The sequence below is a fragment of the Micromonospora sp. NBRC 110037 genome, from assembly GCF_001652995.1.
Taxonomy (GTDB): domain Bacteria; phylum Actinomycetota; class Actinomycetes; order Mycobacteriales; family Micromonosporaceae; genus Micromonospora; species Micromonospora chalcea.
The window spans coordinates 48,276-69,311 of sequence record NZ_BBVA01000012.1; the positions used below are offsets into that span (position 1 = coordinate 48,276).

Sequence of the window (21,036 nt, forward strand, 5' to 3'; positions counted from 1 at the left end):
ACCTGACGCTAGGCAGCAGCGAAACCGGAAACAAGTGCACTGGGAGTGCAAAATCCCACTCGGCGGGGTGCGCCGGCCCGACCGACGCTCGGGGGTCACCGCGTCGGCCGGGCCGGGGCCGGGAGCTGGTGCCGGCGGATCAACCGCTGCCCGATGAACGTGCGCCAGACCCGGTCGGCGACCGCCGGTTCGACGATCCAGAGCCGACGCTGCGCCTCGGCGAGCGTGAGCGGCGTGCTGAACAGGTCCAGGAACAGACGGCTGCTGCGGTTGAGCGCGAACACCTGGCCGTCGGTGCGGCGGAACAGGTGCCGGTTCGCCGGCAGGTCACCGGGGACGCCCTCCTGCTCGTCGGACCGGATCCGCCGGTACGCGTCCCAGACCTGCTCGTCGTCGCGGTCCACGAACGCGCCGTTGGCGAGGAACTCGGTCCGGTCGTCGGTGTCGTGCCGCACCCGGTCGTGGGCGAGCACACCACGTACCGCGGTGCCGTACCGGTCGTGGTAGAAGAACGTGTGCGGGGTGTCGGTGCTGCCCAGCCAGGGACGGTGGAAGTGTCCCGGGTTGAGGTCGGCCTTGGCCCGGGCGACCTCGGCCTGCGCCGCCTCGGTCACCGGCTCGTCGTACCGGAGCATCCGGACGATGTCCGAACCCTCCACCGGCCGCACGTTCGTGATGCCGAACCGCTCCGGCTCCTTGGCGACGATGGCGCCCGGGGTCAGCATGAAGTCGCCGAGCCCGCCGAGGGTCCACAGGTCGGGGTTGTCGCGCAGGAACGCGATGCTGTCCAGCGCCTCGTCGCGGGTCTCGGTGGGAAAGCCCGTGAAGCCCATCATCTGCACGCCGATGTTGGCCTTCGTCATCGCGGTCATGGTGCGCCGTACCTGCTCCGGTCTGGTGCCCTTGTCGATCAGGTCGAGGATGCGCTGGTTGCCGGACTCGAAACCGACCGACACGGCCACGCATCCGCTGCGCCGCAGCAGCTCGCAGCGCTCGTCCGACCAGTACTTCTCCAGCCGGATCTCGGCGCCCCAGCGGAAGTCGAGCCCGCGCTCCACGACCTGCTCGGCGAAGCGCAGGATGGTCGCGGGAGCGAGCACGTCCACGGAGAAGTAGATGAACTTGGCGAACTTCGACAGCTCGGTGACGTCCGTGATCATCTTGCCGACCGTGTCCTGCCGCCACGGGCTCGTCGGGCCGTCGGTGTTCAGGCCGTAGTCGCAGAACGTGCACTTGTTCCAGTAGCAGCCGCGGGTCGGCGAGTAGTAGACGAACCGTTCCGGGCTGAGGTAGAGGTCCCAGGGCAGACCGGAGAAGTCCGGGACCGGCACCTGCGCCAGACGCTCGTAGCGCAGGGGCAGCTGGCGCTGGCGGCCGTACTTGGGGTGCAGGCGGACGTTGGGGTGCCCGGCCGGCAGGGTGCCGGTCGCCACCGCGTCCAGGATCTCCGTGTACGCGCTCTCCCCCTCCCCCACCACGATCGCGTCGAAGTCGGCGAGCACCTGGAAGACGTACTCGGGTCTGCTGGCGCACTTCCAGACGTCGGAGATCTCCGTGCCGCCCGCGACGAGGAAGACGTCCGGGCAGGCCCGGCGGACGAGCCGGGCGATCCAGAGCGCGAACGGAAGCTGCCACTGATAGGTGGCGCTGATCCCGATCACCTGGTGGCCACCGGCGGCCAGCCGCGGGATCAGCACGTCCTCGTAGTACGGCTGGAAGGGCTTGTTGAGCCGGCCGAGCAGCGCCTCGTCGGTGAGCGCGGCCACCGAGCCGATCGAGATCATCGGCGGTGGCTGCAGCCGGAAGCCGGCGCGGAACTGGCCGGGGAACCCGACCGCGCCGAGCGCGTCCATCCAGGAGATCACGCCTTCGACCGCGTCCTGGTAGTGCCGGTAGTCGTAGAACAGGTTCGGATCCTGCAACACCCCGATCGACCGGCGCAGCCGCTCCGGATCGGGGTCGGGCAGGCCGAGGTGGTTCGCCCGGGCCATCAGCGCGTCCGGGCCGCTGAGGTCGTCGGTCGAGGACCGGGACAGCTCCCGTCGCAGCCACTCGTACGCCGACGGCGTGTACGAGTGGTGGAACGCCTCGATGTTGGCGTCGATGATCTCCGCCGGCCGGTGCCCCTGTGCCCGGGCGTACGAGTCGAGGTAGTTCAGGGAGTGGTACCCCGAGGTGGGGTCGGTCAGCGGGGGGTAGACCAGTGCCGCCTTCACCGTTCCGCTCATCGACGCCTCCTCAGCCGACCCGGGCCGTGCAACCGGCCGGAATGTCCTCCTGCGCGCCCTGCGCCACCGCCGGCAGTCGCGGGGCGCCGAACGCCTTGACGTACGCCACGAGCGGCTCGGCGGCGTACCGGAACGACGCCAGGCCGTCGAAGCCCCGGTCCCACGCCGCCGACTCCAGCCCGTCGGCGTCGCAGCCCCACAACCGCGCGAAGCACTCGTCGACCACCTCGGTGCGGAAGTGGAGCCGGCCGCCCGGGCGGCGGTGTCCCGTCGTACGCGGGACGAGCGTCTCGTTCAGCGACGCCGCGGTCGCCGCGACCTGCCGCGCCGCGGCGAGCAACGCGGGGGTACGCAGCGGCGCCGCGACCATCCACAGCGCCAGGCTGCGGTACGGCGTGGTGCCGAACGCCCGCACCAGCACCCGCAGCACCGCCTCGCGGTCGCCGATGCCCCGTTCCCGGTCGGTGAGCCAGTCCCACCCACCCGGCGCCGTGCCGGTCAGGCCGCGCTCGCACGCCGCCTGGTGGGCGCGTTCCTCGACCGCCGGGTCGGCGATGTCGACCTCGGCCAGCCCGGCCAGCACCCCACGCCGGTGCCAGGCCGGCGCCTCGGGGTGCAGCAGCATCAGCACCGCCGCGGCGTCCCGGTCGCTGACCCAGTGCCCACCGACCGGCTTCCCGGCGAACCGCGACCGCCAGCTGTCGAGGAAGCGGGTGTGGAGGTTGTCGATCGGCTGGTCGCCGGCGTGCGCCGGGCACAGCTCCGGCGCGTCTGCCGCCGCCATCGACAGCAGCAGCCGCGCATCGGTGCCCTTGGCGTCCCAGGGGTCGCGCCGGCGCCAGGTCAGGAACCGGTCCACCACGGCCGCGGCCCCGGGTGGCGCGGTGCGCTCCAGCGCGCGGTACGACCGCCGCCGGAACGGCAGGTCCCGGGCGACGTCCAGCAACAGCGTGGCCTCGGCCTGGCCGAGCACCCCGGCGGCGACGGCGCGGCGCAGCTCGACCCGGATGTTCACGAGCGGCTCGCTCAACGTGCGGTGGCCCTCCTCGGCGGGCCCGTGCACCACCGCCACCTCGTCGTCGCCGGTGACGACACCGTCGCGGTAGAGCTGGAACACCTCGCCCACGCCACGCATGCCGAACGGCCACAGCTCGGCGGCGCGCAGCGCACCCATGCTGGCCGCGCCGGCCACTGTCACCCCGCGGTCGAGCAGGTCGAGGATCTCCCGGTGGCGTACGGGCGGGTGTTGCAGGAAGAACCCGTCGACGACGAGGACCCGGTCGCCGGGGCCGACGTCCAGGCGGAGCAGGTCGCCGTGCGCGACGGGCGGCAGCACCACCGCGTCGGGCAGCAGCCGGCCGACCTCGTCGGCCGGCAGGCTCGGACCGATGAAGACGACGTCAGTCACGGGGCACTCCTGGTCGGGTACTCAGGGCCCGCTCGTCGAACATCCGCAGGCCGGGGGCGAACACCTTGCTCACCGGGATGCCGATGTCGTCGTGCGTCAGGTCGACGCTGAACGGCTCGACGCCGGTTATCCGCTGCACCCGCGACGCGAGCTCGCGCAGCACCTGGGTCACGTCCCCGGCGGGCGGGGGGTCGCGGCGGACCGGCCGGACCGGCCGGTCGACGGTGGGTGGCGGCACCGGCGGCGCGCCGACGTCGTGGTACGCGGTGGCGTCGATGTCGTCCCGGGCCCCGGAGACCATGACCAGCCGCGACTGTGCCGCCTCCGACATGGCCCGGCCGACAGCGATCTCCGGGTCCACGTGGCAGCCGAAGCCGCCGAAGGTGACCGGCAGGTCGGGGGACCAGATCGAGGCGGCGTAGCAGGGCACGCCGACCGCGTTCGTGATGTCGCAGACCTCCACCCAGCAGCCGGCCCGCACCAGCGCCTCGTGCACGGTGCGGGTCATCGCGTTCGTGGCGGTGCTCGGGTCGGTGTAGGTGCGCTCGGCCAGCGGCGAGGTGCAGTACGGGGCGATGCAGTCGCGCTCGACGACCTCCAGCAGGGCGTGCAGGCTGGCCTCGGCGAAGGTGTTGCCGGTGGCCAGCCCGTTGCTGCTGGGGGTGAACAGGGCGCGGTCCCAGCCCCGCCGGACGGTGAAGTCGAGTTCGATCGTGGCGCGCGGCACCAGGCAGGGCGCTCCGGTCACCAGCCCACGGCCGGCCACCCAGTCGAGTTCGACGGCGGGGGTCAGGGGCGACCGCTCCGCCAGGTGCAGCCACCGGACGTCGTACGGCAGGTCGAGCGCCTCGGCCGGGGACCGGACGGCGGTCCCCGGCCGGAGGTTCTCGGCATGCCAGGACTCGATGCTCTCCATCACCGCGCTGACCCGGGACTGCGTCGCCGTGGCGCCGGTGCCGACGCTCACCGCCATGGTGGCTCCGACCGGCCGGTAGGCGACGTGCACCGGTAGGCCGATCTCGTCGAGCCGGGTGATGTCGGCGACCCGGGTGATCCGGAACCGGTCGAGCATGCCGCCGACCCGTGCCCAGGTCTGCTCCACAGTGGCCGTCCGGTAGGTGCCGGATCGGAACGCGATGGTCTCGGTCGTGTCAGTCATCGAGGCTCCCGGCGGGGTGCGGAGGGGAACTCAGACGATGAGGACGGCGATGATGTTGACGTTGTTGTCGGCCGCCGGCGCCACGCCGCCGGCGACGGTCTCCAGCTCGGCCTCGGTCAGCTCGTTGAGGTCGACCAGCGGCACCTCGGGCACGTGCAGCACGTGCCGGCCGGGCGTACCGGACCAGTCGGCGACGATCTGCTCCTTGGTGTAGAGCGTGGCGGGCTGGGCGCGGTCGACCTCGACGGTGGCGCCGGGGGCGACCGGCAGGCCGGCCGCCGTCGCGTAGCCGGTCGGGTCGGCGAGGAGCCGCTGCAGTTCCTCGTCGCTGCGCCACACCGCGGTGACCAGTTCCGAGTACTTGGTCACGAATCTCGCGCCGTATTCCTGCTCGTCGTTGCTCATCGTTCGGTCCTTTCCTGGGGCTGCGGGCCGGGCGGTTAATTGCTGTGGCGAGAACGCTAGGAAGATCGAGGTTCGGCAATCAAGGATTTCCGCTGACTGCCATCAGAATCTGCCGTGCCGGCCGGCGGGCGGCAGACATCGGTGTCAGGTGCAGCAGCACGGGCAGCAGCACGCGCAGCTGGAGTCCAGGCCGGCAACGACGCTGTCCAGCTCGTCCTCGGCCAGCTCCGCCTCGGCCACCGGCAGCAGCGAGGGCACGAAGAGCACGAAGGCGCCGCTGGACTCCGCCAGCTCCCACGACTTGACCTGCACCTCGAGGTCCGGATCGGCGTCGGCGACGTCCCGGACCACCCGGACCTGCACCTCTTCGGGCAGGTGAAGGCCGTAGCCGGCGAGGAACCCCCGTGGGTCCCGGTCGAGCGCCTGCTCCTTGGCCGGGTCGGCCCAGACGTCGGCGACCAGCCGGCTGTACGCGGCCACGAAGACCGCTCGATCGACATTTGTCACACCCCTGCTCCCTTCGACGGTCGGCCGCCCACGACGACACCGGGGGCGGCGACAGGCAGCGCGGGAGGGTCCGGGCCGCCGGTTCCGATTCATCGTGGGCCACCGGCCGTTCCGGCCCGCCCGACGAGTGGGAATTTCATCGAATGCGGCCGCGACCGGTCCGCGCCGCGGCGAAAGCCGGGTAATGGAAATCAACGGCGTGACGCGGATTGGCGATTCTAATGATTGTCATCAGTGTGAACAAGTAGTAATTCCTCGCCTGTCACCCGCGCGGCGCCCGCACCTACGCTGCGATCGTCGGATCGCCCACCGTGACAGCGGTCCGGCGGCTGCCGTGTTCCGTCACCGAGTGCTGCCGGAGGCCACCGTGACCATCGACGAGGTGACGACGACACCCGGCGGCCCGGCCGGGTACAGCGTGGACGAACTCGCCCGCAAGGTCGGCATGTCGCCGCGCAACATCCGCGCCCACCAGGCCCGGCGGCTGCTGCCCCCACCGGTTCGGCACGGCCGGGCCGCGCTCTACGACGACTCCCACGTCCGCCGGCTGGACGCGATCCTCGCCCTGCAGCGGCAGGGCTTCAACCTGGTCTCGATCGAGGCCATGCTCGGGGTCCGGGCCGGTGACGAGGCGCCGGACGGGCTGACCGCGATGCTGCAGCGCCTGGCCGCCGACCGTCCCGCGCTGGCCCATGCGCTGACCCGGCACGGCGTGATCGGACGGGCCGACGACGGCACCGTCCGCACCTCCCGGCCACGTCCGCTGCGCGCCGCCCTGGACCTGCATCGGGTACGGGTGGGCACGGTGCCGGCGTTGCAGACCCTCAGCGAGGTGCTGGACAGCCTCCGGCCGGTCGCCGACGATCTGGTCGCCGCCGTCACCGCCCGGCTGCTGGCCCTCGCGCCGGAGCTGGTGCGCAGCGGCAACCGATCGTCCTGGGCCGACCTCGACCGGGAGACCCTGCTGTTGACCCAGGGCGTGGTCGGCGTGCTCACCGAGGCGTTCCGGCTGGCCGTGGAGAACCAGGCCGAGGCGCACGTCGCGGAACTGCTGGAGAACCACCTCGGCACGGACGTGTGCGTGGAGGACGGCGCGGTCATCGACAACGGCTGACCGGCCCTCAGCCCGTCGCGGGCTGCCCGTCCGGCTGCCGGCTCTCCACCACGGCGTCGGACCGTTCCGGCTGGTCCACGAGTTGCCGTCGCGCCAGCCGGTGGAACAGCCCGTCGGGCTGGTCCATCAACTCGTCGTAGGTGCCCCGCTGGACGATCCGCCCCGCTTCGAGCACCACGATGGTGTCCGCCGCGCGGACCGTGGACAGCCGGTGGGCGATCACCAGCCGGGTCGCGGCCAGGTCCGCGGTGCTCCTGGTGACCACCTCCTGGGTCCGGTTGTCGAGCGCGCTCGTCGCCTCGTCGAGGAAGATGATCCGGGGCCGGGGAGCCAGCGCGCGGGCGATCAGCACCCGCTGACGCTGCCCGACGGAGAGCGTCCCGCCGCCGAACGGCACCATGGTGCTCATCCCCATCGGCAGCGCCTCCAGGTCGTCCGCGAGGCCGGCCATCCGCGCCGCCTCCCAGACCTGGTCCAGCGGGAAGCTGCCGGCGCCGCAGATGTTGTCCCGCACCGAGCCGGCGAAGAGCTGGCCGTCCTGCAGGACCACCCCGCACTGCCGGCGGACCGCGTGCACGTCGAGTTCGGCGAGGTCCTGGCCGTCGTAGAGCACCGCGCCCTGCTGCTGGCGTTCGAAACCGAGCAGCAACCGGAGCAGTGTGGACTTCCCGCAGCCGCTCGGCCCGACGATGGCGACGAACTCACCCGGGCGCACGTGCAGGTCGATGTCGACGAGCACCGGCGGCTCGTCCGGCTGGTAGGCGAAGGTGACCCGGTGCAGTGCGACCTCACCGCGCAGCTCGCCCGGGTCCACCCGGTCCGGCCGGGCCTCGGGGTCGGCGCGCAGGATGTCCCGCAGGCCGCCCAGGCGGGGCACCGCCGCGATCACTTCGACCCCGGCCGACACCAGCACGAGCAGCGCGCCGAGCAGCATCGCGAAGCTGACGTTGAGGACGAAGAAGTCGGCCGGCGTGACCCGGCCGGCGAGCGGCCCCATCAGCACGGCGAACAGGACCAGTTGACCGGCGACCGGCAGCACCGTGGCGAACGCGACCAGGCCCGCCTGGCTCTGCCGGACCCGTTGCAGCGCCGCCCGGGCCACCGCGGCCACCTCCGACCAGCGGGCGTGCGCCCGGGCCTCGGCGGCCGCCACCTTGATCTTGACGATTCCCCCGAGCAACTGGTTGGTCATCGCCGCCGCCCGGTGCTCGGCCGGAAGCGCGATCCGTTGCCGGCGGACGATCAGGACGGCGAACGCGCCGAAGGCCAGCATGGTGACGGCGACGATCCCCGCCCCCCACAGCCCGAGCACGGGCTCGACCACCAGGAGCAGGCCGAGGGTCACCGCGACGGTCGCGGCCGCGGAGACGAGCTGCGGCAGCAGCGCGCTCAGCGCCTCGCCGACGAACGAGATCCCCAACATCGAGTTGGCGATCTCACCACTGCTGCGACCGGTGAAGAACCGGGCGGGCAGCCGCATGAGCCGGTCCCAGAGCGCCAGGTGCGCGCCGGACTGCAACCGGCCCTCCAACCGCAGCAACCGCAGGTTCTGCACCACGCCGACCAGTCCCGCGACCACAGCGGCGCTGAGCATCAGCGCGAGGAAACCGAACAGGCCGTCCACCTCGCCCTGCCGGGCCAACTGGCCCAGCACCTCGCCGGTGGCCAGCGGCACGCCCAGGCCCAGCAGCGCCACGCAGGCGGCGGCGACGAGCAGCCCGCGCACGTCGCGGGCCGCACCGACGAGCCCGGCCCGCAGCAGGTGGCGCATCCGGGCGGCCTGCGGCAGCGGCGCCTGCACCTGGGTCGCCTCGGCGGCGAACGTCGCGGCGATCGTCGCGTCGATCGGCCCGTACGCCCGGGTCTCCGGGTCGACGTGGTGGTAGCGGCCCCGGCGGAACACCAGCGGCACCGCGACGGCACGGGACGGGTCGTCGCCGGTCCGCCACCCCACGAGCGGCCCCAGGTCCCGCCGCCACCACCGGTCCGGAAGCCGCACCTCGCGCAGGAACAGGCTGGACGCCCGGGACACCGCACGCACCGCCACCCGGTCGTCAAGTGGCGCGCCGCTGCGGTCGGCCGGCTCGTTGACCGGGCTGCCCATCCCCTCGGTGACCACCCGGACCACCGAGGCTGCCCGCCCGTACCTGTCGAAGCCGGCCTCGGTGTCCGGAACCGGGAGCGAACCGCCCGCGCCGATCACCCCGAGCGACCGGCGGGCCGCCGCGGCGAGCACCTCGGCGTCGATCTGCCGGCGCCGCTCCACGCCGCTCAGCAGGGCCGCGTCGGCCTCCTCGACGCGGGTCTCCACCATCCGCAGCAGCCGCACCACGTGCTGGTCGACCGCCGACCGGAGCTGACCGCTGACCAGCAGGTCCCAGCTGCCGTGGCTCTCCACCGCGCACGGCGACTCGGCCACCACCCAGTCCCGCTCGGCGACCAGCAACAGCTCCCGCTCCCCCGACATCTCCGCCGGACCGCCGTCGTTGCGGCGCAACTGCCCGCCGGCGCTGCGCAGCCACCAGGCACCGCCGGTGGAGACGAGGGCGCTCCCCTGCGCCAGCGACACGATCTCGCGCCCGCTCAGGGTGGACGCCTCCCGGGGCGCCTGCCCGCGGCGCAGCGCGTCGGCGACGGCCACCAGCACCAGGTCCACCGCCGCGACCAGCTCCGCCGCGGCGCGCCGCGCCCGCGGCGACACCTCCTCGTCCGCCGGGAGGCCGGGCCGTACCTGCCGCTCCAGCAGCGACAGGTGGGGCCGGGACAGCCCGCGCAGGTCCGTGCCGGGCAGCGGCACCAGGATCAGCTGCCACACACCGATCGCGGTGGACGTCGGCACCAGGCCACCCGCCGGCAGCCGGGCCACGTGGTGCCGGCGCGACGGGTTCGTCCCGGCCCGGCGCACCGCGAACAGGTCGGCCTCGCCGCCGGTCACCAGCCAGCCCGCCACCGGGTCGTCGAGGCGGCAGACCTGGCGTACGCCGTCGGCGCAGAAGCCGATCAGATTGCCGGGCGAGGGATTCTCCACCGCGCCGCTCATCAGCGTCTCCTCGGGTCGTCGTGGTCAGTGGTCCCGGACCAGGCGTGCGTACGCGCCGTCGCGGGCGACCAGTTGCTCGTGGGTGCCGCGCTCCACCTCCCGGCCGCCGTCCAGCACGACGATCAGGTCGCAGTCGCGGACCGTGGACAGGCGGTGGGCCACGATCAGGCAGGTCGCCCCCCGCCGCCGCAGGTGCCTGTCGATCTGGCGTTCGGTCTCGGCGTCCAGCGCGCTGGTCGCCTCGTCGAGCACGAGAACCCGGGGATTGCGGACGAGCGCGCGGGCGATCTCGAGCCGCTGCCGCTGCCCGCCGGAGAAGTTGCGGGCGTTCTCCCGTACCGGGCTGGCCAGGCCGCCCGGCCGGGCCGCCACCTCGTCGTAGAGGCAGGCGTCGGTCAGCGCGGTGACGACGTCCTCGTCCGCGACGGTGAGGTCCCACATGGTGACGTTGTCGCGCACCGTGCCCTCGAACAGCCGCTGGTCCTGGTCCACCATGGCCACCGTGGCCGCCCAGAGGCCGTCGTCGGTCCCCGGCCGTTCGAGGCCGTCCACGGTGACCCGCCCGGTCCACGGGCGGTAGAGCCCGGCCACCAGCCGGCCCACTGTCGACTTGCCGCTGCCCGACCGCCCGACGAGCGCCACCCGGGCACCCGGCGGCAGGTCCAGGCTGAAGTTCTCCAGCAGCGGCCGGCCCAGCGGGTTGTAGCCGAAGGTCACGTCCTCGATGCGCAGGTGCCCCTCCATCGGCGCCAACGGCCCGGCGGGCCGGTCCCCGGCCGACGGCAGCGGGTACCGCTCCACGTCCCGCAGCCGGTTGAGGTCGGCGCTCATGTCCTGCAGCCGCGAGCCCAGCGCGGTCAGGTTGCCCAACGGCCGGTTCATCGCGGCGGCCAGGCTCTGCATGCCGACCAGCACGCCGACGCTCATCGCCTCCGCCACCACCTGCCGGCTGCCCAGCCCCAGCAGCACGGCGGTGGTCCCGGAGGCGAGGAACGCGGGCAGGACGGAGAGCACAGCGGTGGGCACCCCCAGCCGCTGCTGGCGGGTGGCGACTGTGGCGTGGCGCGCCGCGAACCGGGCCACCGCGCGTTCCTCCTCGCCGCCGGCCTTCACCGTCTCGATCATCTGGACCGTGGTGTAGACGGTGGTCACCAGCTTGCTGCGGTCCGCCTGGAGCCCGGCGACGGCTGTCGACCGGGTCGAGGCGACGTAACGCAGCACGCTCACGTTCAGCCCGGCGAGGACCGCCGCGCAGAGTCCGAGCAGCAGGTCGTACTGGCAGAGCAGCGCCCCGTACGCCAGCACCAGGCCGGTGTCCACCACCGTGGTGGCCGCGCGGCGGGTGAGCACCTCGGCGACCACCTCGTTGCCCCGGACCCGCTGGCTGAGGTCGGCGGCCTGCCGCTGGTCGAAGAAGGCCGGCGGCAGCCGCAGCAGATGTCGGAAGAACCGGGCCGCGCTGCTCAGGGCGAGCGCCGTCTCCGCGCGTACGGTCAGGCGTTGCTGGAGCAGGCTGGCCAGGAAGGTCAGCACGGTGGCCACCGCCACCGCCGCCACCAGGCCGGCGAACGCGGCCCGGTCCTCCTGGAGCAGCACCCGGTCGACGAAGACCTTCGCCATCACCGGGATGGTCAAGCCGACCACGGCGATCAGCAGGCCGAGCAGCAGCATCTGCGCGATCGCCGAGCCCGGGCCGCGCCACCGTTCGGCCAGCGCCCGCACCAGCCGGTAGCGGGTGCCGCCCGGCCGGAACTCCGGGCCGGGCTCCATGGTGAGCGCGATGCCGGTGAAGGCGCCGTCGAACTCCTCCCAGCTCACCGCGCGGGGGCCGGTGGCCGGATCGTTTATGAAGACCTTGCGGCCGAGCCCCTCCAGCACCACGAAGTGCTCGAACCGCCAGAACAGCACCGCCGGAAGCGCCACCGTGGCCAGGCCGGCCAGGTCCATCTGGAAGCCCTTCGCCACCATCCCGTACCGGCGGGCGCCCCGGAGCACAGTGGCCGCTGTGGAGCCGTCCCGGCTCACCCCGCACACCCGGCGCAGCTCCTCCAGGGGTACGTGCCGGCCGTGGTGGGCGAGCAGGATGCCGAGCGCGGCGGCGCCGCACTCCACCGCCTCCATCTGGATCAGGGTGGGCGTACGGACCCGTCGACGCCGGATGCGGGGAGGCTCCGGCGTTCCGGTGGCGGCGGTCGGGGGCGCGCTCATCGTCCCAGCAACCAGTCGATCGGGTGTTCCTGGTCCACTGTGAACCAGGCGGTGACCTCGCTGGCCGAGTTGAGCTGGAACGGCGGCGGGGACTTGGTCCAGCGCAGGCCACCCGGGGCCGCCGGGTCGGGCTCCAGGGTGACTGTCACCCGGACCACGCTGCCCCGGGCGAGCAGCCGCCGGACGTCCGGCCCCGTGCCCAGGAAGGCGCGCAGCGAGGCCTCGGTCTCCGGGAAGGCGCCGATGGTGGTCACCCGGCCGGCCAGGGTGCCGAACACGTTGCGGGGCGCCGCCGCGGCGGCCACCTCGACGGGTACGCCCGGTTGCAGCAGGGGCGCGGCGACGGCGGGAGCGTAGACGACGGCCTGCAACGCGTCCCCGGCGGTGTCGAGCCGTTCCAGGTCGGCCAGGTGCGTGCCGGGGGTGACGATCTCGCCCTCCGAGACCAGCCAGGCCACGACGTACGCGTCACCCGGCGCGTTCTCCACCCGCACCTTGCCGTCCATGGTGCGCAGGCTGTAGAGGGGCGTGCCCTTCGTGACCCGCTGGTGCGGCGACGCCCACACCTTGGTGACCTGGCCGCTGTCGAGCGCGTCGAGGGCGGAGATCCCGTTGGAGTGGATCAGCACCCCGGCGGCCTCGACGGTCCGGGGCACCACGGTGCGCACCGACCAGACCCCGGCGGCCACCACGACGATGACCAGCGCCACGGTGGCCAGCCAGTTCGGCACCGTGGTCAGCCGGACCGCGCGGTCGAGCTGCTCGGGCGCCTCCAGCTGACGCAGCGCCTGCCGCCGGAACTTCACGGCCGGGCCCCCGTGTCGGCGGGACGGCGGGAGCCGAGCAGGAAGTCGGCCACGCTCGGTTCGACGAGCGGATCGAGCCCGGACAACTCGGCGAAGGCCTGGGAGTCCCCGGCGCCGAGGGCGCACGGCGCCAGCCCCATGGCGGTGGCGACGAGGTACATCTGCTGGGTCAGCACACCCGCGTCCTTGAGAATCATGGCGTAGCTCATCCCTTCGTACTTCCACATCAGCCGCTGGACCCGGGCGGTGACCACCAGGACCGTCTGCGGCGGCCGGGGCATGGCGCCGGCCGCCCGGGCGTACGCCAGCAGCCGGTCGGCGGCCGCGCCCCAGCCGGCGACCGGCTCCAGCCGGTGCCCGACGCCGTCGTAGTGGTAGAGCCCGGGGTCGAGCCCGGCGCAGCGTGCGACAAGCGGATAGATCTCCAGCTCGTAGACACCGCCGCCGCCCGGGTAGGGCCGGTGGCCCACCTCCTGTCCACCGGCCTCGCCGACGACCGTGGTGTGCTGCGACCGGTACAGGAACTCGGCCAGCCGCTCCAGGGGCAGCGGCGCCGTGTCGTCGTGTTCGCGCACGCTGCGCCGGTCCGCGACGACCTGGCTGAACGCGGGATCCGCCTTGGCGATCGTCGCCAGGTCGGGCAGCGGCAGCTCGACCGCCCGGCCCCCGTCGTACGGGCGGCGCAGCGGCTGCGGCGCGAAGCGTTCCCGCATCCGGTAGGTGCCGCCCACCGGCAGCGCGTGCCGGCCGGCCCGGGAGCGGTGGTGCAGCCGCAGCTCCTCCGGCGACCAGTAGGCGAGCGGCGCGTCGTCGTGCTCCGCCTCGTACTCGGCGTCGGTGACCAGGATCCGGGCGGTGGCCAGCTCGTCGAGCACCCGCCCGGCGGCCTCCGGCGGCACGCCGAGCATGCGGGCCACCGTGTCGGGTCCGAGGCCCGGCACGGCGGCGGCCAGCACCGCGCCGACGGCGGCGTCGGCGCAACCGACGGTGAGGGTGCTCAGCGACGACGCGGCCATCAGCATCCCCCGATCGTGCTGGAGGGTGGCGAAGCGGGAGAGCCGGTAGCGGACCCCCGGGGTGTGCGGGCGGCTCTCCGGCAGGCTGCCCCGGCCCAGCCCGGTGGGCACGAGGTCGAGCAGCGCCCGGTCGTCGACCTGGACGCGGCGCTCCAGCCAGGAGTGGGCGAGCAGCCGGCGCAGCAGCAACTGCGCCGGCAGCACCCGGCTCTCCCCCTCCAGACCGCTGATCAGCCGGCCGACCTCGACGTCGCCGACCCAGTCGGCGGCGAGGCGCAGCAGCAGCGCCCGCCGGCCCATGCCGGGTCGCTCCAGGGTGAGCCGAAAACGGGTCTGCCGCAGCAGCAGCGAGCCGTCCTCACCGAGCCGCAGCTCCGCGTCACGGCGCAGCCGGTACGACTCCTGGACCGGAGGACCGCCGCCGGTGCCGTTCACGACGACCGCCGCCGACCGGTCGGGTCCGCCACTGTGGTCATCCCCCACCATCCCTTCCACGTTCACCGGCGGGCCGGGAGCGCCGGCTAGAAGAACACGTTCAGCGGGTTGGCCGACGTCTCGTCGGCGGCCAGCGGGTCCCGGCCGAGGCGGCCCGGCACGTCCCACAGCCGACCGGGGCCGAGCCGGCGCCAGAAGTGCCGCAGGCCCGGCACGACGACCTTCACCACGGCCAGGTCGACGTCCGGGCGGGACTGGTCGACGACGATCACCTCCAGGCCGGCCCGCTCCGCCCGGCGTACGCACCGGCGCACGTCGTCGCCCACGTCGCCGGTGGTCAGCGTCGGGTGGTCGGCGGCGGTGCGCGGCGGCCGGGTCGGATCCGGGGACAGCCACTGCTGTTCGGCGACCCGCACCGTGCCGAACCAGCGCGCGGTGTCCGGGTCGTCGCCGCCGTACCGGTTGCGCTCGGAGGTGGGTCCGGGCACGGCGGGCAGGAACTGGTTCACCTCGGTGAGCGCGCGGGTCAGCGCGACCCGCGCGTCCAGGTGCGCGCCGAAGCCGACCAGGACGTCCTCCGTCCCGCCGTCGGCCCGCCGGGACACCGCGGCGAACGTGGGTACGCCGAGGTCGGCGGTCAGATCGAGGGCCCACAGCTCGCGGCTCAGGGCGGTGGCGTGGTGGTCGACGCAGGCGGTGGTCCACGGGTCGGCGAACGAGGCGAGGTCCACGCCGGGCATCCGGGAGCGGTGGTACCACCACAGGGCGACGCTGTCCCGCTCCACGAGTTCGCAGAAGCCCTGCAGGATCGCCTCGGACAGGTTGCCGCCGGCCGCGCAGCCGTTCGAGTCGGCCGAGCACACCCCCAGACCGGTCAGCTCCGGGTGGCCGTACCAGCAGTACGCGGCGGGCAGCTCGCGCGGCGTCTGCCGGGTCAGCGACCAGCCCGTCGTCCAGTCCAGCTCCACGTCGTCCGGCAACGGGCGGGGAACGCGGTGCAGATGGCCGAGGTCGCGGTTGAGCCGGTCCCGGTCGGCGTACTGGCGGTCCGAGAACAGCAGCAGCTCGCGCAGGTGCACCGCGCGGTCCGGACCGAGCTGCCGGTAGGTCGCCCGGTGCACCGGTCGGTCGCCACGCCACACCCCGCAGTAGCGCTCCACCGCCTCCCCGATCGCGCTCATCCGGGCCTGGAGGTCGGTCCGGCCCTTGCCGCCGCTCTGCCCGCGCAGGTTGCGGCGCAGCCCGGCGAGCTCGCGGGGCTGGGCGAAGTTGTGCCCGGCGGAGTAGGTGTGGGTGACGCCGTTGTCGGTCGCCTCCAGCGGGGTCAGCCGGCTCACCACGCCCAGGTACCGGCTGACGTGGTGGGCGAGTGCCGCGTACGTCTCGGCGGGTTCCCGGGTACGGGAGTCTCCGGCCCGGCTGGGCTGGGCGCCGCTCGGTGGCAGGTCGATCCGGGGCTCGGCCTTGCGGACGAGGTCCGGGTCGCCGCACGCGGGGCACTGCGGTTGGCGTACGAGCTGGTGGCTCTCCGTGCTCAGGTCCCGGGTGTCCAGGGCCACCATCCGGCCGGTGAGGCGGGGCGACGTACCCCGCACGGCGAGCACGGCAAGTTCGGCGGCGAGCAGGCCGGCGGCGGTGGTGGCCAGTCCGGGCAGGACCGCCCGTCCGGGCTGCGGCAGCGGACCGGCCAGGTCCTGCCCGCCGAGGAACGCGTTCACCTGCTCGTTCTCCTGCCAGCGTTGCCGCAGGCAGGCCCAGCAGCCGGTACGGCCCGGCACCAGGTGCGGGCCGAGGAAGACGACGTTGCCGTGCGGCCGGGCCAGGGTCCAGGCGCGACCGGCGGCCAGGTGGCGGTCGTTCATCGACGCCAGCCGGGGGTCGAGCATCGACGACGGCAGCACCAGCACCTGGGCGTCGTCCGGGCCGGGGTCCGGTCCGTCCGGCCCGACCACTGTCACGGCGAGTCCGAGGGCGCGCAGCGCGTCGGCGGTCTCGGCCACCCGGGGCGCCCCGAGGTCCACGACGGTGACCGGGCCACCGGCCATCCACCGCCGCCCCGCCTCGGGCGGGACGCCCCGGGCGTCCCAGCCGGCGGCCTCGGCCGGCGAGGTGTGCGCCGGGCCGGACGTGAGCAGGCCGTGGTCACGCAGCCGGGCGAGGGCGGTGGCGACGGCGGCGACCGGGTGCCGGGTGGCCAGCCGGGCCACCACGTCGGCCAGCGGCGCGGCGCCGTCGAGCTGGTCGGCCAGGTCCGCGGCGACCGGATCGTCGACGAGCAGGCTGCGGGTCTCCCCCAGCACCACGAGCGGGCCGTCGGGCAGCCGCACCGGCACGTAGTCCGATCGGAAGCGCGGACGCCACATGGTTCCTCCCGAGCCTGGTGGCCGGGCCGCGGGTACCACCGGCCCCGCCGGCGATCACGGCTGCTGTCATCGTCGCGGTCCGCGGCCTCCGATCCCGAGTGATGCCACCGGTTTCTGCCGTCGGCGGGGTCGGTGCGCGGTCAGCCGGCGGTGACCGTCAACGCGGTGTCGTTGAGTCCCAGCACCGACGTGCCGGTGGTCTGCTCCGGAACGAGCAGCAGGAAGGTCTCCACCCGGTTGACCCGGATGGATTTTCCGCTCACCGCCGTGCGATGACCGGTGGCGATCAGGTCCGGGCTCTGCGGCACCATCCGGACGGTCGCCGGACCGCCGGGCGCCGGGCGCAGCGTGTCGGTGGCGTGGACGGTCAGGAAGGTCAGCGTGCCGGTCGGCGTCGTGACCGCGCAGTCCGACCACTCCGCCCGGTCCAGGGTTCGCCGGACCTCCGCGCCGACGCCGGCGAGTTGCTGCCCGTAGACCTCCCAGCCGCCGGCGAACTGGCCGTCGAGCAGCGGGCTGGACGCGATCAGGGACCGGTTGCCGGTGGTCGACCCGATGCTGCGGGCGAACACCTCGGCGGCGAGCGCCCGGCGGCTGGTCTCGTCCAGGGCGGTGCCGCCCTCGGTGGCCGGCCGGCCGTCGATGCTCCGGGCGGCCACCAGCGCAGGCTGGGTGACCTGGACGTTGTGGCTGAGCTTCCACTGGCCGTCCGTGCCGAGCACGAACTGGCTGACGTCGGTGGGGGCCAGCTCTGAGCCGGCCAGCTTGAGGGTGGCCGTGACGAGGAAGCACGCCGGGTCGCCGGGCGGCACCGCGAACGCCGGGTTGATGTGCTGGAACGACGGTTGCGCCTGCTGGTTGTAGGCGGCCCGGCGGACCGCGGCGACGCTGAGGTCCAGCGAGGGCGGAACCTCCTGGGTCCGCAGCGTCTCGATGTCGCCGGCCACCGAGGCGGCCGAGTCGGCCTGGTCGAAGGCGGTGAGCACCAGCGCGGCCCGGTCCCGGCCGAAGCCGGCCGAGCCCTCGGGCGCGGGGGTGGCCGCGTCCACCGGTTCGCCGCCACAGCCGGTCAGCATCAGCAGCGCCGCAGCGGCGGCGGCGATCGGCATCGCCGGCACCGGCGCGGCGAGGGTACGCGGGCTCCTGACGGATCTTCTGCCCAGCATCTCGTCCTCCATCCACAGCCGGTGCGCGGGAATCGCGCCCGATGCAGTCGAGTATGTGAGCGACCGTCGGCCCGGGCCGGTGGCGGCGCGGCCTCGTGCTACCCGGTCCGCGGGCGTTGCACGGAACGATGTCATCCGGCCCGGACAGCGGTCACCGATCGGTGTCGTCGAGCCGGGCGACCCAGGCGACCAGGCCCGACCGGGACGCGACGCCCGCTTTGCGGTAGATCCGGGTCAGGTGCGCTTCCACCGTGCGCGGGCTGATGTTGAGCTGCCGCCCGATCAGCCGGCTGGTGACTCCGGTCGTCGCCAGCCGCGCGATGTGCCATTCCCGGTCGGTCAGCGCGGCGGCCTCGCGCGGGCCGACCGGACGCGCCAGTCGCAGGGCGACCCGTTCCGTGCCGCACCACCCGGCCAGTTCCAGCGCCCGGCGGCGGGCCCGCGCCGCCGGGCCGGGCTGGTCCGCGGCTTCGGCCGCCCGGGCCAGGGAGGCCAGCGCGAGGCTGCGCCGCAGCGCCATGCCGCCGGAGCGGAACAGGTCGGCAGCGGTCTCCAGGTGGAGCTGCGCCGCCGGGACCTCGCCGCGGGCGAGCAGCACCTCGCCGTACGCCGACTCGGCGAAGCCCCGCTGCCCCGGCAGGCCCACCTGCTCCGCCTCGGCCATCGCCTGCCGGGCCTGCCGCTCGGCGTCGTCCACCTCGCCCGCGGCGAGCGCGGCGGCGCAGAGCAGCTCGTGCCACATCGGACGGAGGGTGGTCTGGAGGCGGCTGAGCCGGCTGTCGCCGCCGGCCGAGCGCACGAGTTCGGCACAGGTCGCCGGATCACCGGCCAGCAGCGCCGCCGTCGCCAGCGCGGTCGCGGCGGTACGACCGCACCAGGTGGCGGGGTCGGTGGCGATTCCGACGGCGCTGCGGGCCAGCGCCACCGCCCGGTCGTCGTCCCGAGGACCGCCACGCCAGGCGGTCGCCTCCGCCTCGAACGCCAGGGCGAAGCTCAGCAGGTGGCGGCTGCCGATGCGCCGGGCGACGATGCCGGCCTCGGTGGCCAGTCCGATGGCCGTGCTCAGCCGGCCGGCGTGGTACGCCACCTCGGTGCGCGCGAGCAGAAGCTGACACAACCCGTCGTCGCGGTGCGAGGCGCGGACGAGCGTCAGCCCGCGGTCGAGGTGCCGCACCGCGTCGGCCTGCCGTTCGAGGTACAGCTCGGTCAGGCCGAGCGCGGTGAGGCAGTCGGGGTGGTCCCGCAGGTCCCGGTCCGGCAGCGAGTCGACGATCCGGGCGCCGGCGTCGAGCAGCCCACGGGCGTCGTCGAGCGCGCCGTCGTGCACGGCGGCCAGGCCGCGTACGGCCAGGAGGCCGGCCCGGTCCACGCCCGGGCCGCCGGGATCCGCGGTGAACGCGTCGGGCAGCCCGGCCACGGGACGGCCGGCCAGGATGCCGGCGACGCCGATCTCGGTGGCGAGCCGGTAGCCGCCGGCGGGCCCGGTGCCGGCCGGCAGCGCGGCCAGCTCGCGCCGGCTGATCGCCACCGCCTCCGCGTAGTTGCCGAGCAGGCGTTCCACGCGCGCCCACAGGGCTACCGCCTGGGCCCGTCGTCCCTCCGGGTCGGCGGGGAACAGCGGCACGATCTCCTGGAGCAGTGCCCGGCTCTCGGCCAGGTCGCCCGCCTCGCCGGTGACCTGGGCCAGCGCGAGTGACACGTCGCGGCGACGTTGGGCTTCACCGGCCGTCGGCCGCAGCGCCCGCAACGCCAGCCGCAGCCAGCGGATGGCCAGGTCCGGTGTCTCGCGCCGGATCTCCTGGGCGGCCCGGGAGAGCACGTCGACGCAGCGTCCGGCCCAGCGGCCGTTCGGCAGGGCGAGCAGGCGCTCGGCGTAGCGGGCCCGGTCCGCGGCTGGCGCGCCCAGGTCGACGAGCGCGGTGAGCGCTCGCGCGCAGGCGTCCACCCGCCACGCCGGGTCGGTGTCCTGGGCGACCGCCATCCGCAGCACCGGGTGCCGGAAGGCGAAGCGTCCGGTGCCGGGGACGCGGCGGATCAGGTCGAGCCGGGCCAACCGCCAGCCGGCCGCGACCGCCAGTGCCGCCGGCACCTGCGCGACCTCGGCCAGCAGGTCCGGGGCGAAGGGCGCATCCACTATCGCTCCGGCTCGCAGGCAGGCCAGTTCGACGGACGGCAGGTCGGCCCACTCGCGGCGCAGCACGGCCACCGCCGCGTCGGGCAGCCGAACACCAGGCGCCTCCCGGAGCGGGTCGCTCCCGGCCGGAGCGGGGCCGGCCGGGAGCGCCGCCAGGTAACCGGGGTTGCCGCCGGTCAGGTCGTACCGGGCTCGCAGCTCCGCCTGGTCGACGTGGGGGTGCAGGAGCGCGACCTCGGCGAGGCCGAGCGGGCGGAGTTCGATCCGGTCACGGGACGTCGGTTCCGGATCGGCGTTCTCGTCGGATTCCGGTGGGCCGAACGGCATCGGGGTCGCCATCTGGCGCGGGCGGTAGACGAGCACGAGCAGCAGCGGCGCGGGCACCGGATACCTCAGGAGGTGGGCGATCAGGCCGGTGGAGGAGGCGTCCGCCCAGTGCAGGTCGTCGAGGACCAGCACCAGTCCGTCCCGGGCGGCCAGGCCGATCAGCCGGCGGGCCGCCTGGTAGGTCCGGAACCGCCGGGCGTCCGACGCCGGTGGCACCGCGCCCGCGGGCTCCGCCCAGGTCGGTGCGGGTCGCCCGGCACGCAGTCCGCGGCGGGGTGGCTGGCCCTTCGTGAGGGCGTGCCGGAACACATGGAAGGGAACTCCTCGCTCGTCCGGCGCGCACGTCCCGACGGCCCACGGGACCGTGGGGGCGCATCGTTCCAGGGCCTCGCGGACGAAGCGGGTCTTGCCGATGCCCGGCTCTCCGACCACTTCGCAGACCATCTGCCGGCCGTGGCCGAGCGCGGCGGCCTGGGCTTTTCCGATACGCGCCAACTGTGCTCCCCGCCCGACGAAGCACGGGCCCGTTGGCGCATTTTCCAGCCCAGGTGTCATCACGCAGATCAGACGCTTTCCGGCACTCCATAGGGGATGGTCGCACTATACCGTCGGGAGCATCGGGAGATGTCGAAGATCTCGAATACGGCAGGCCTTTGTTTCACCGGATGTCGGAACGCCGATTCTTTCCGACATCGCACCACAACCCACAGAAAGGGACTG

13 protein-coding genes are annotated in these 21,036 nt (G+C 74.1%); 1 reads left to right on the forward strand and 12 read right to left on the reverse strand.

Annotation, left to right across the window (positions count from 1 at the left end; translation table 11 throughout):
- Positions 1 to 95 precede the first annotated feature (95 nt).
- From A4R25_RS27510 to A4R25_RS27530, 5 genes are all read right to left on the reverse strand, one after another.
- Positions 96 to 2,228 (reverse strand): radical SAM protein, encoded by a 2,133-nt coding sequence (locus tag A4R25_RS27510; RefSeq protein ID WP_157539175.1) that lies wholly within the window; start codon positions 2,226 to 2,228, stop codon positions 96 to 98.
- A gap of 10 nt (positions 2,229 to 2,238) precedes the next feature.
- Positions 2,239 to 3,636, reverse strand: a complete 1,398-nt coding sequence (locus tag A4R25_RS27515) for a TfuA-like protein (RefSeq protein ID WP_064448578.1) — start codon at positions 3,634 to 3,636, stop codon at positions 2,239 to 2,241.
- Positions 3,629 to 4,795: a YcaO-like family protein gene (locus tag A4R25_RS27520; RefSeq protein ID WP_064448579.1), complete on the reverse strand. Its 1,167-nt coding sequence runs from the start codon at positions 4,793 to 4,795 to the stop codon at positions 3,629 to 3,631. Before A4R25_RS27520 ends, A4R25_RS27515 begins: the two co-directional genes overlap by 8 nt.
- A 30-nt stretch (positions 4,796 to 4,825) precedes the next feature.
- Positions 4,826 to 5,200 (reverse strand): hypothetical protein, encoded by a 375-nt coding sequence (locus A4R25_RS27525; protein WP_043327003.1) that lies wholly within the window; start codon positions 5,198 to 5,200, stop codon positions 4,826 to 4,828.
- A 144-nt stretch (positions 5,201 to 5,344) separates the two neighbouring features.
- Positions 5,345 to 5,707: a hypothetical protein gene (locus A4R25_RS27530; RefSeq protein WP_124778775.1), complete on the reverse strand. Its 363-nt coding sequence runs from the start codon at positions 5,705 to 5,707 to the stop codon at positions 5,345 to 5,347.
- 367 nt (positions 5,708 to 6,074) lie between these two features.
- Here A4R25_RS27530 and A4R25_RS27535 point away from each other — a divergent pair, with 367 nt between their 5' ends.
- Complete coding sequence (locus A4R25_RS27535) at positions 6,075 to 6,821, forward strand: MerR family transcriptional regulator (protein ID WP_158559965.1); 747 nt, start codon at positions 6,075 to 6,077, stop codon at positions 6,819 to 6,821.
- Positions 6,822 to 6,828: 7 nt separating this feature from the next.
- On the opposite strand, the gene A4R25_RS31610 is transcribed toward A4R25_RS27535, so the two are convergent.
- From A4R25_RS31610 to A4R25_RS32130, 7 genes are all read right to left on the reverse strand, one after another.
- Positions 6,829 to 9,861: an ATP-binding cassette domain-containing protein gene (locus A4R25_RS31610; protein WP_197494981.1), complete on the reverse strand. Its 3,033-nt coding sequence runs from the start codon at positions 9,859 to 9,861 to the stop codon at positions 6,829 to 6,831.
- A 24-nt stretch (positions 9,862 to 9,885) separates the two neighbouring features.
- Positions 9,886 to 12,069, reverse strand: a complete 2,184-nt coding sequence (locus tag A4R25_RS27545) for an NHLP family bacteriocin export ABC transporter peptidase/permease/ATPase subunit (protein WP_064448580.1) — start codon at positions 12,067 to 12,069, stop codon at positions 9,886 to 9,888.
- A complete protein-coding gene (locus A4R25_RS27550; protein ID WP_064448581.1) occupies positions 12,066 to 12,875 on the reverse strand; it encodes an HlyD family efflux transporter periplasmic adaptor subunit in 810 nt (269 codons plus the stop codon). The genes A4R25_RS27545 and A4R25_RS27550 overlap by 4 nt, the downstream gene beginning before the upstream one ends.
- The gene (locus A4R25_RS27555; RefSeq protein ID WP_064448582.1) at positions 12,872 to 14,377 is read right to left on the reverse strand and encodes a SagB family peptide dehydrogenase; all 1,506 of its coding nucleotides are present in this window, start codon (positions 14,375 to 14,377) and stop codon (positions 12,872 to 12,874) included. Before A4R25_RS27555 ends, A4R25_RS27550 begins: the two co-directional genes overlap by 4 nt.
- 35 nt (positions 14,378 to 14,412) lie before the next feature.
- Positions 14,413 to 16,689: a TOMM precursor leader peptide-binding protein gene (locus tag A4R25_RS27560; protein WP_064448583.1), complete on the reverse strand. Its 2,277-nt coding sequence runs from the start codon at positions 16,687 to 16,689 to the stop codon at positions 14,413 to 14,415.
- 140 nt (positions 16,690 to 16,829) lie between these two features.
- Positions 16,830 to 17,855 (reverse strand): hypothetical protein, encoded by a 1,026-nt coding sequence (locus A4R25_RS27565; RefSeq protein ID WP_157539176.1) that lies wholly within the window; start codon positions 17,853 to 17,855, stop codon positions 16,830 to 16,832.
- Positions 17,856 to 18,006: 151 nt separating this feature from the next.
- Positions 18,007 to 20,871, reverse strand: a complete 2,865-nt coding sequence (locus A4R25_RS32130; protein ID WP_082931165.1) for an AAA family ATPase — start codon at positions 20,869 to 20,871, stop codon at positions 18,007 to 18,009.
- Positions 20,872 to 21,036: the final 165 nt, after the last annotated feature.

Bases quoted from the DNA above. Each gene is read 5' to 3' on its own strand.
- A4R25_RS27555 (WP_064448582.1), bottom strand. From the start codon at position 14,377: ATGGTGGGGGATGACCACAGTGGCGGACCCGACCGGTCGGCGGCGGTC.
- A4R25_RS32130 (WP_082931165.1), bottom strand. From the start codon at position 20,871: ATGACACCTGGGCTGGAAAATGCGCCAACGGGCCCGTGCTTCGTCGGG.
- A4R25_RS27565 (WP_157539176.1), bottom strand. From the start codon at position 17,855: ATGCTGGGCAGAAGATCCGTCAGGAGCCCGCGTACCCTCGCCGCGCCG.
- A4R25_RS31610 (WP_197494981.1), bottom strand. From the start codon at position 9,861: ATGAGCGGCGCGGTGGAGAATCCCTCGCCCGGCAATCTGATCGGCTTC.
- A4R25_RS27545 (WP_064448580.1), bottom strand. From the start codon at position 12,069: ATGAGCGCGCCCCCGACCGCCGCCACCGGAACGCCGGAGCCTCCCCGC.
- A4R25_RS27560 (WP_064448583.1), bottom strand. From the start codon at position 16,689: ATGTGGCGTCCGCGCTTCCGATCGGACTACGTGCCGGTGCGGCTGCCC.
- A4R25_RS27525 (WP_043327003.1), bottom strand. From the start codon at position 5,200: ATGAGCAACGACGAGCAGGAATACGGCGCGAGATTCGTGACCAAGTAC.
- A4R25_RS27510 (WP_157539175.1), bottom strand. From the start codon at position 2,228: ATGAGCGGAACGGTGAAGGCGGCACTGGTCTACCCCCCGCTGACCGAC.
- A4R25_RS27520 (WP_064448579.1), bottom strand. From the start codon at position 4,795: ATGACTGACACGACCGAGACCATCGCGTTCCGATCCGGCACCTACCGG.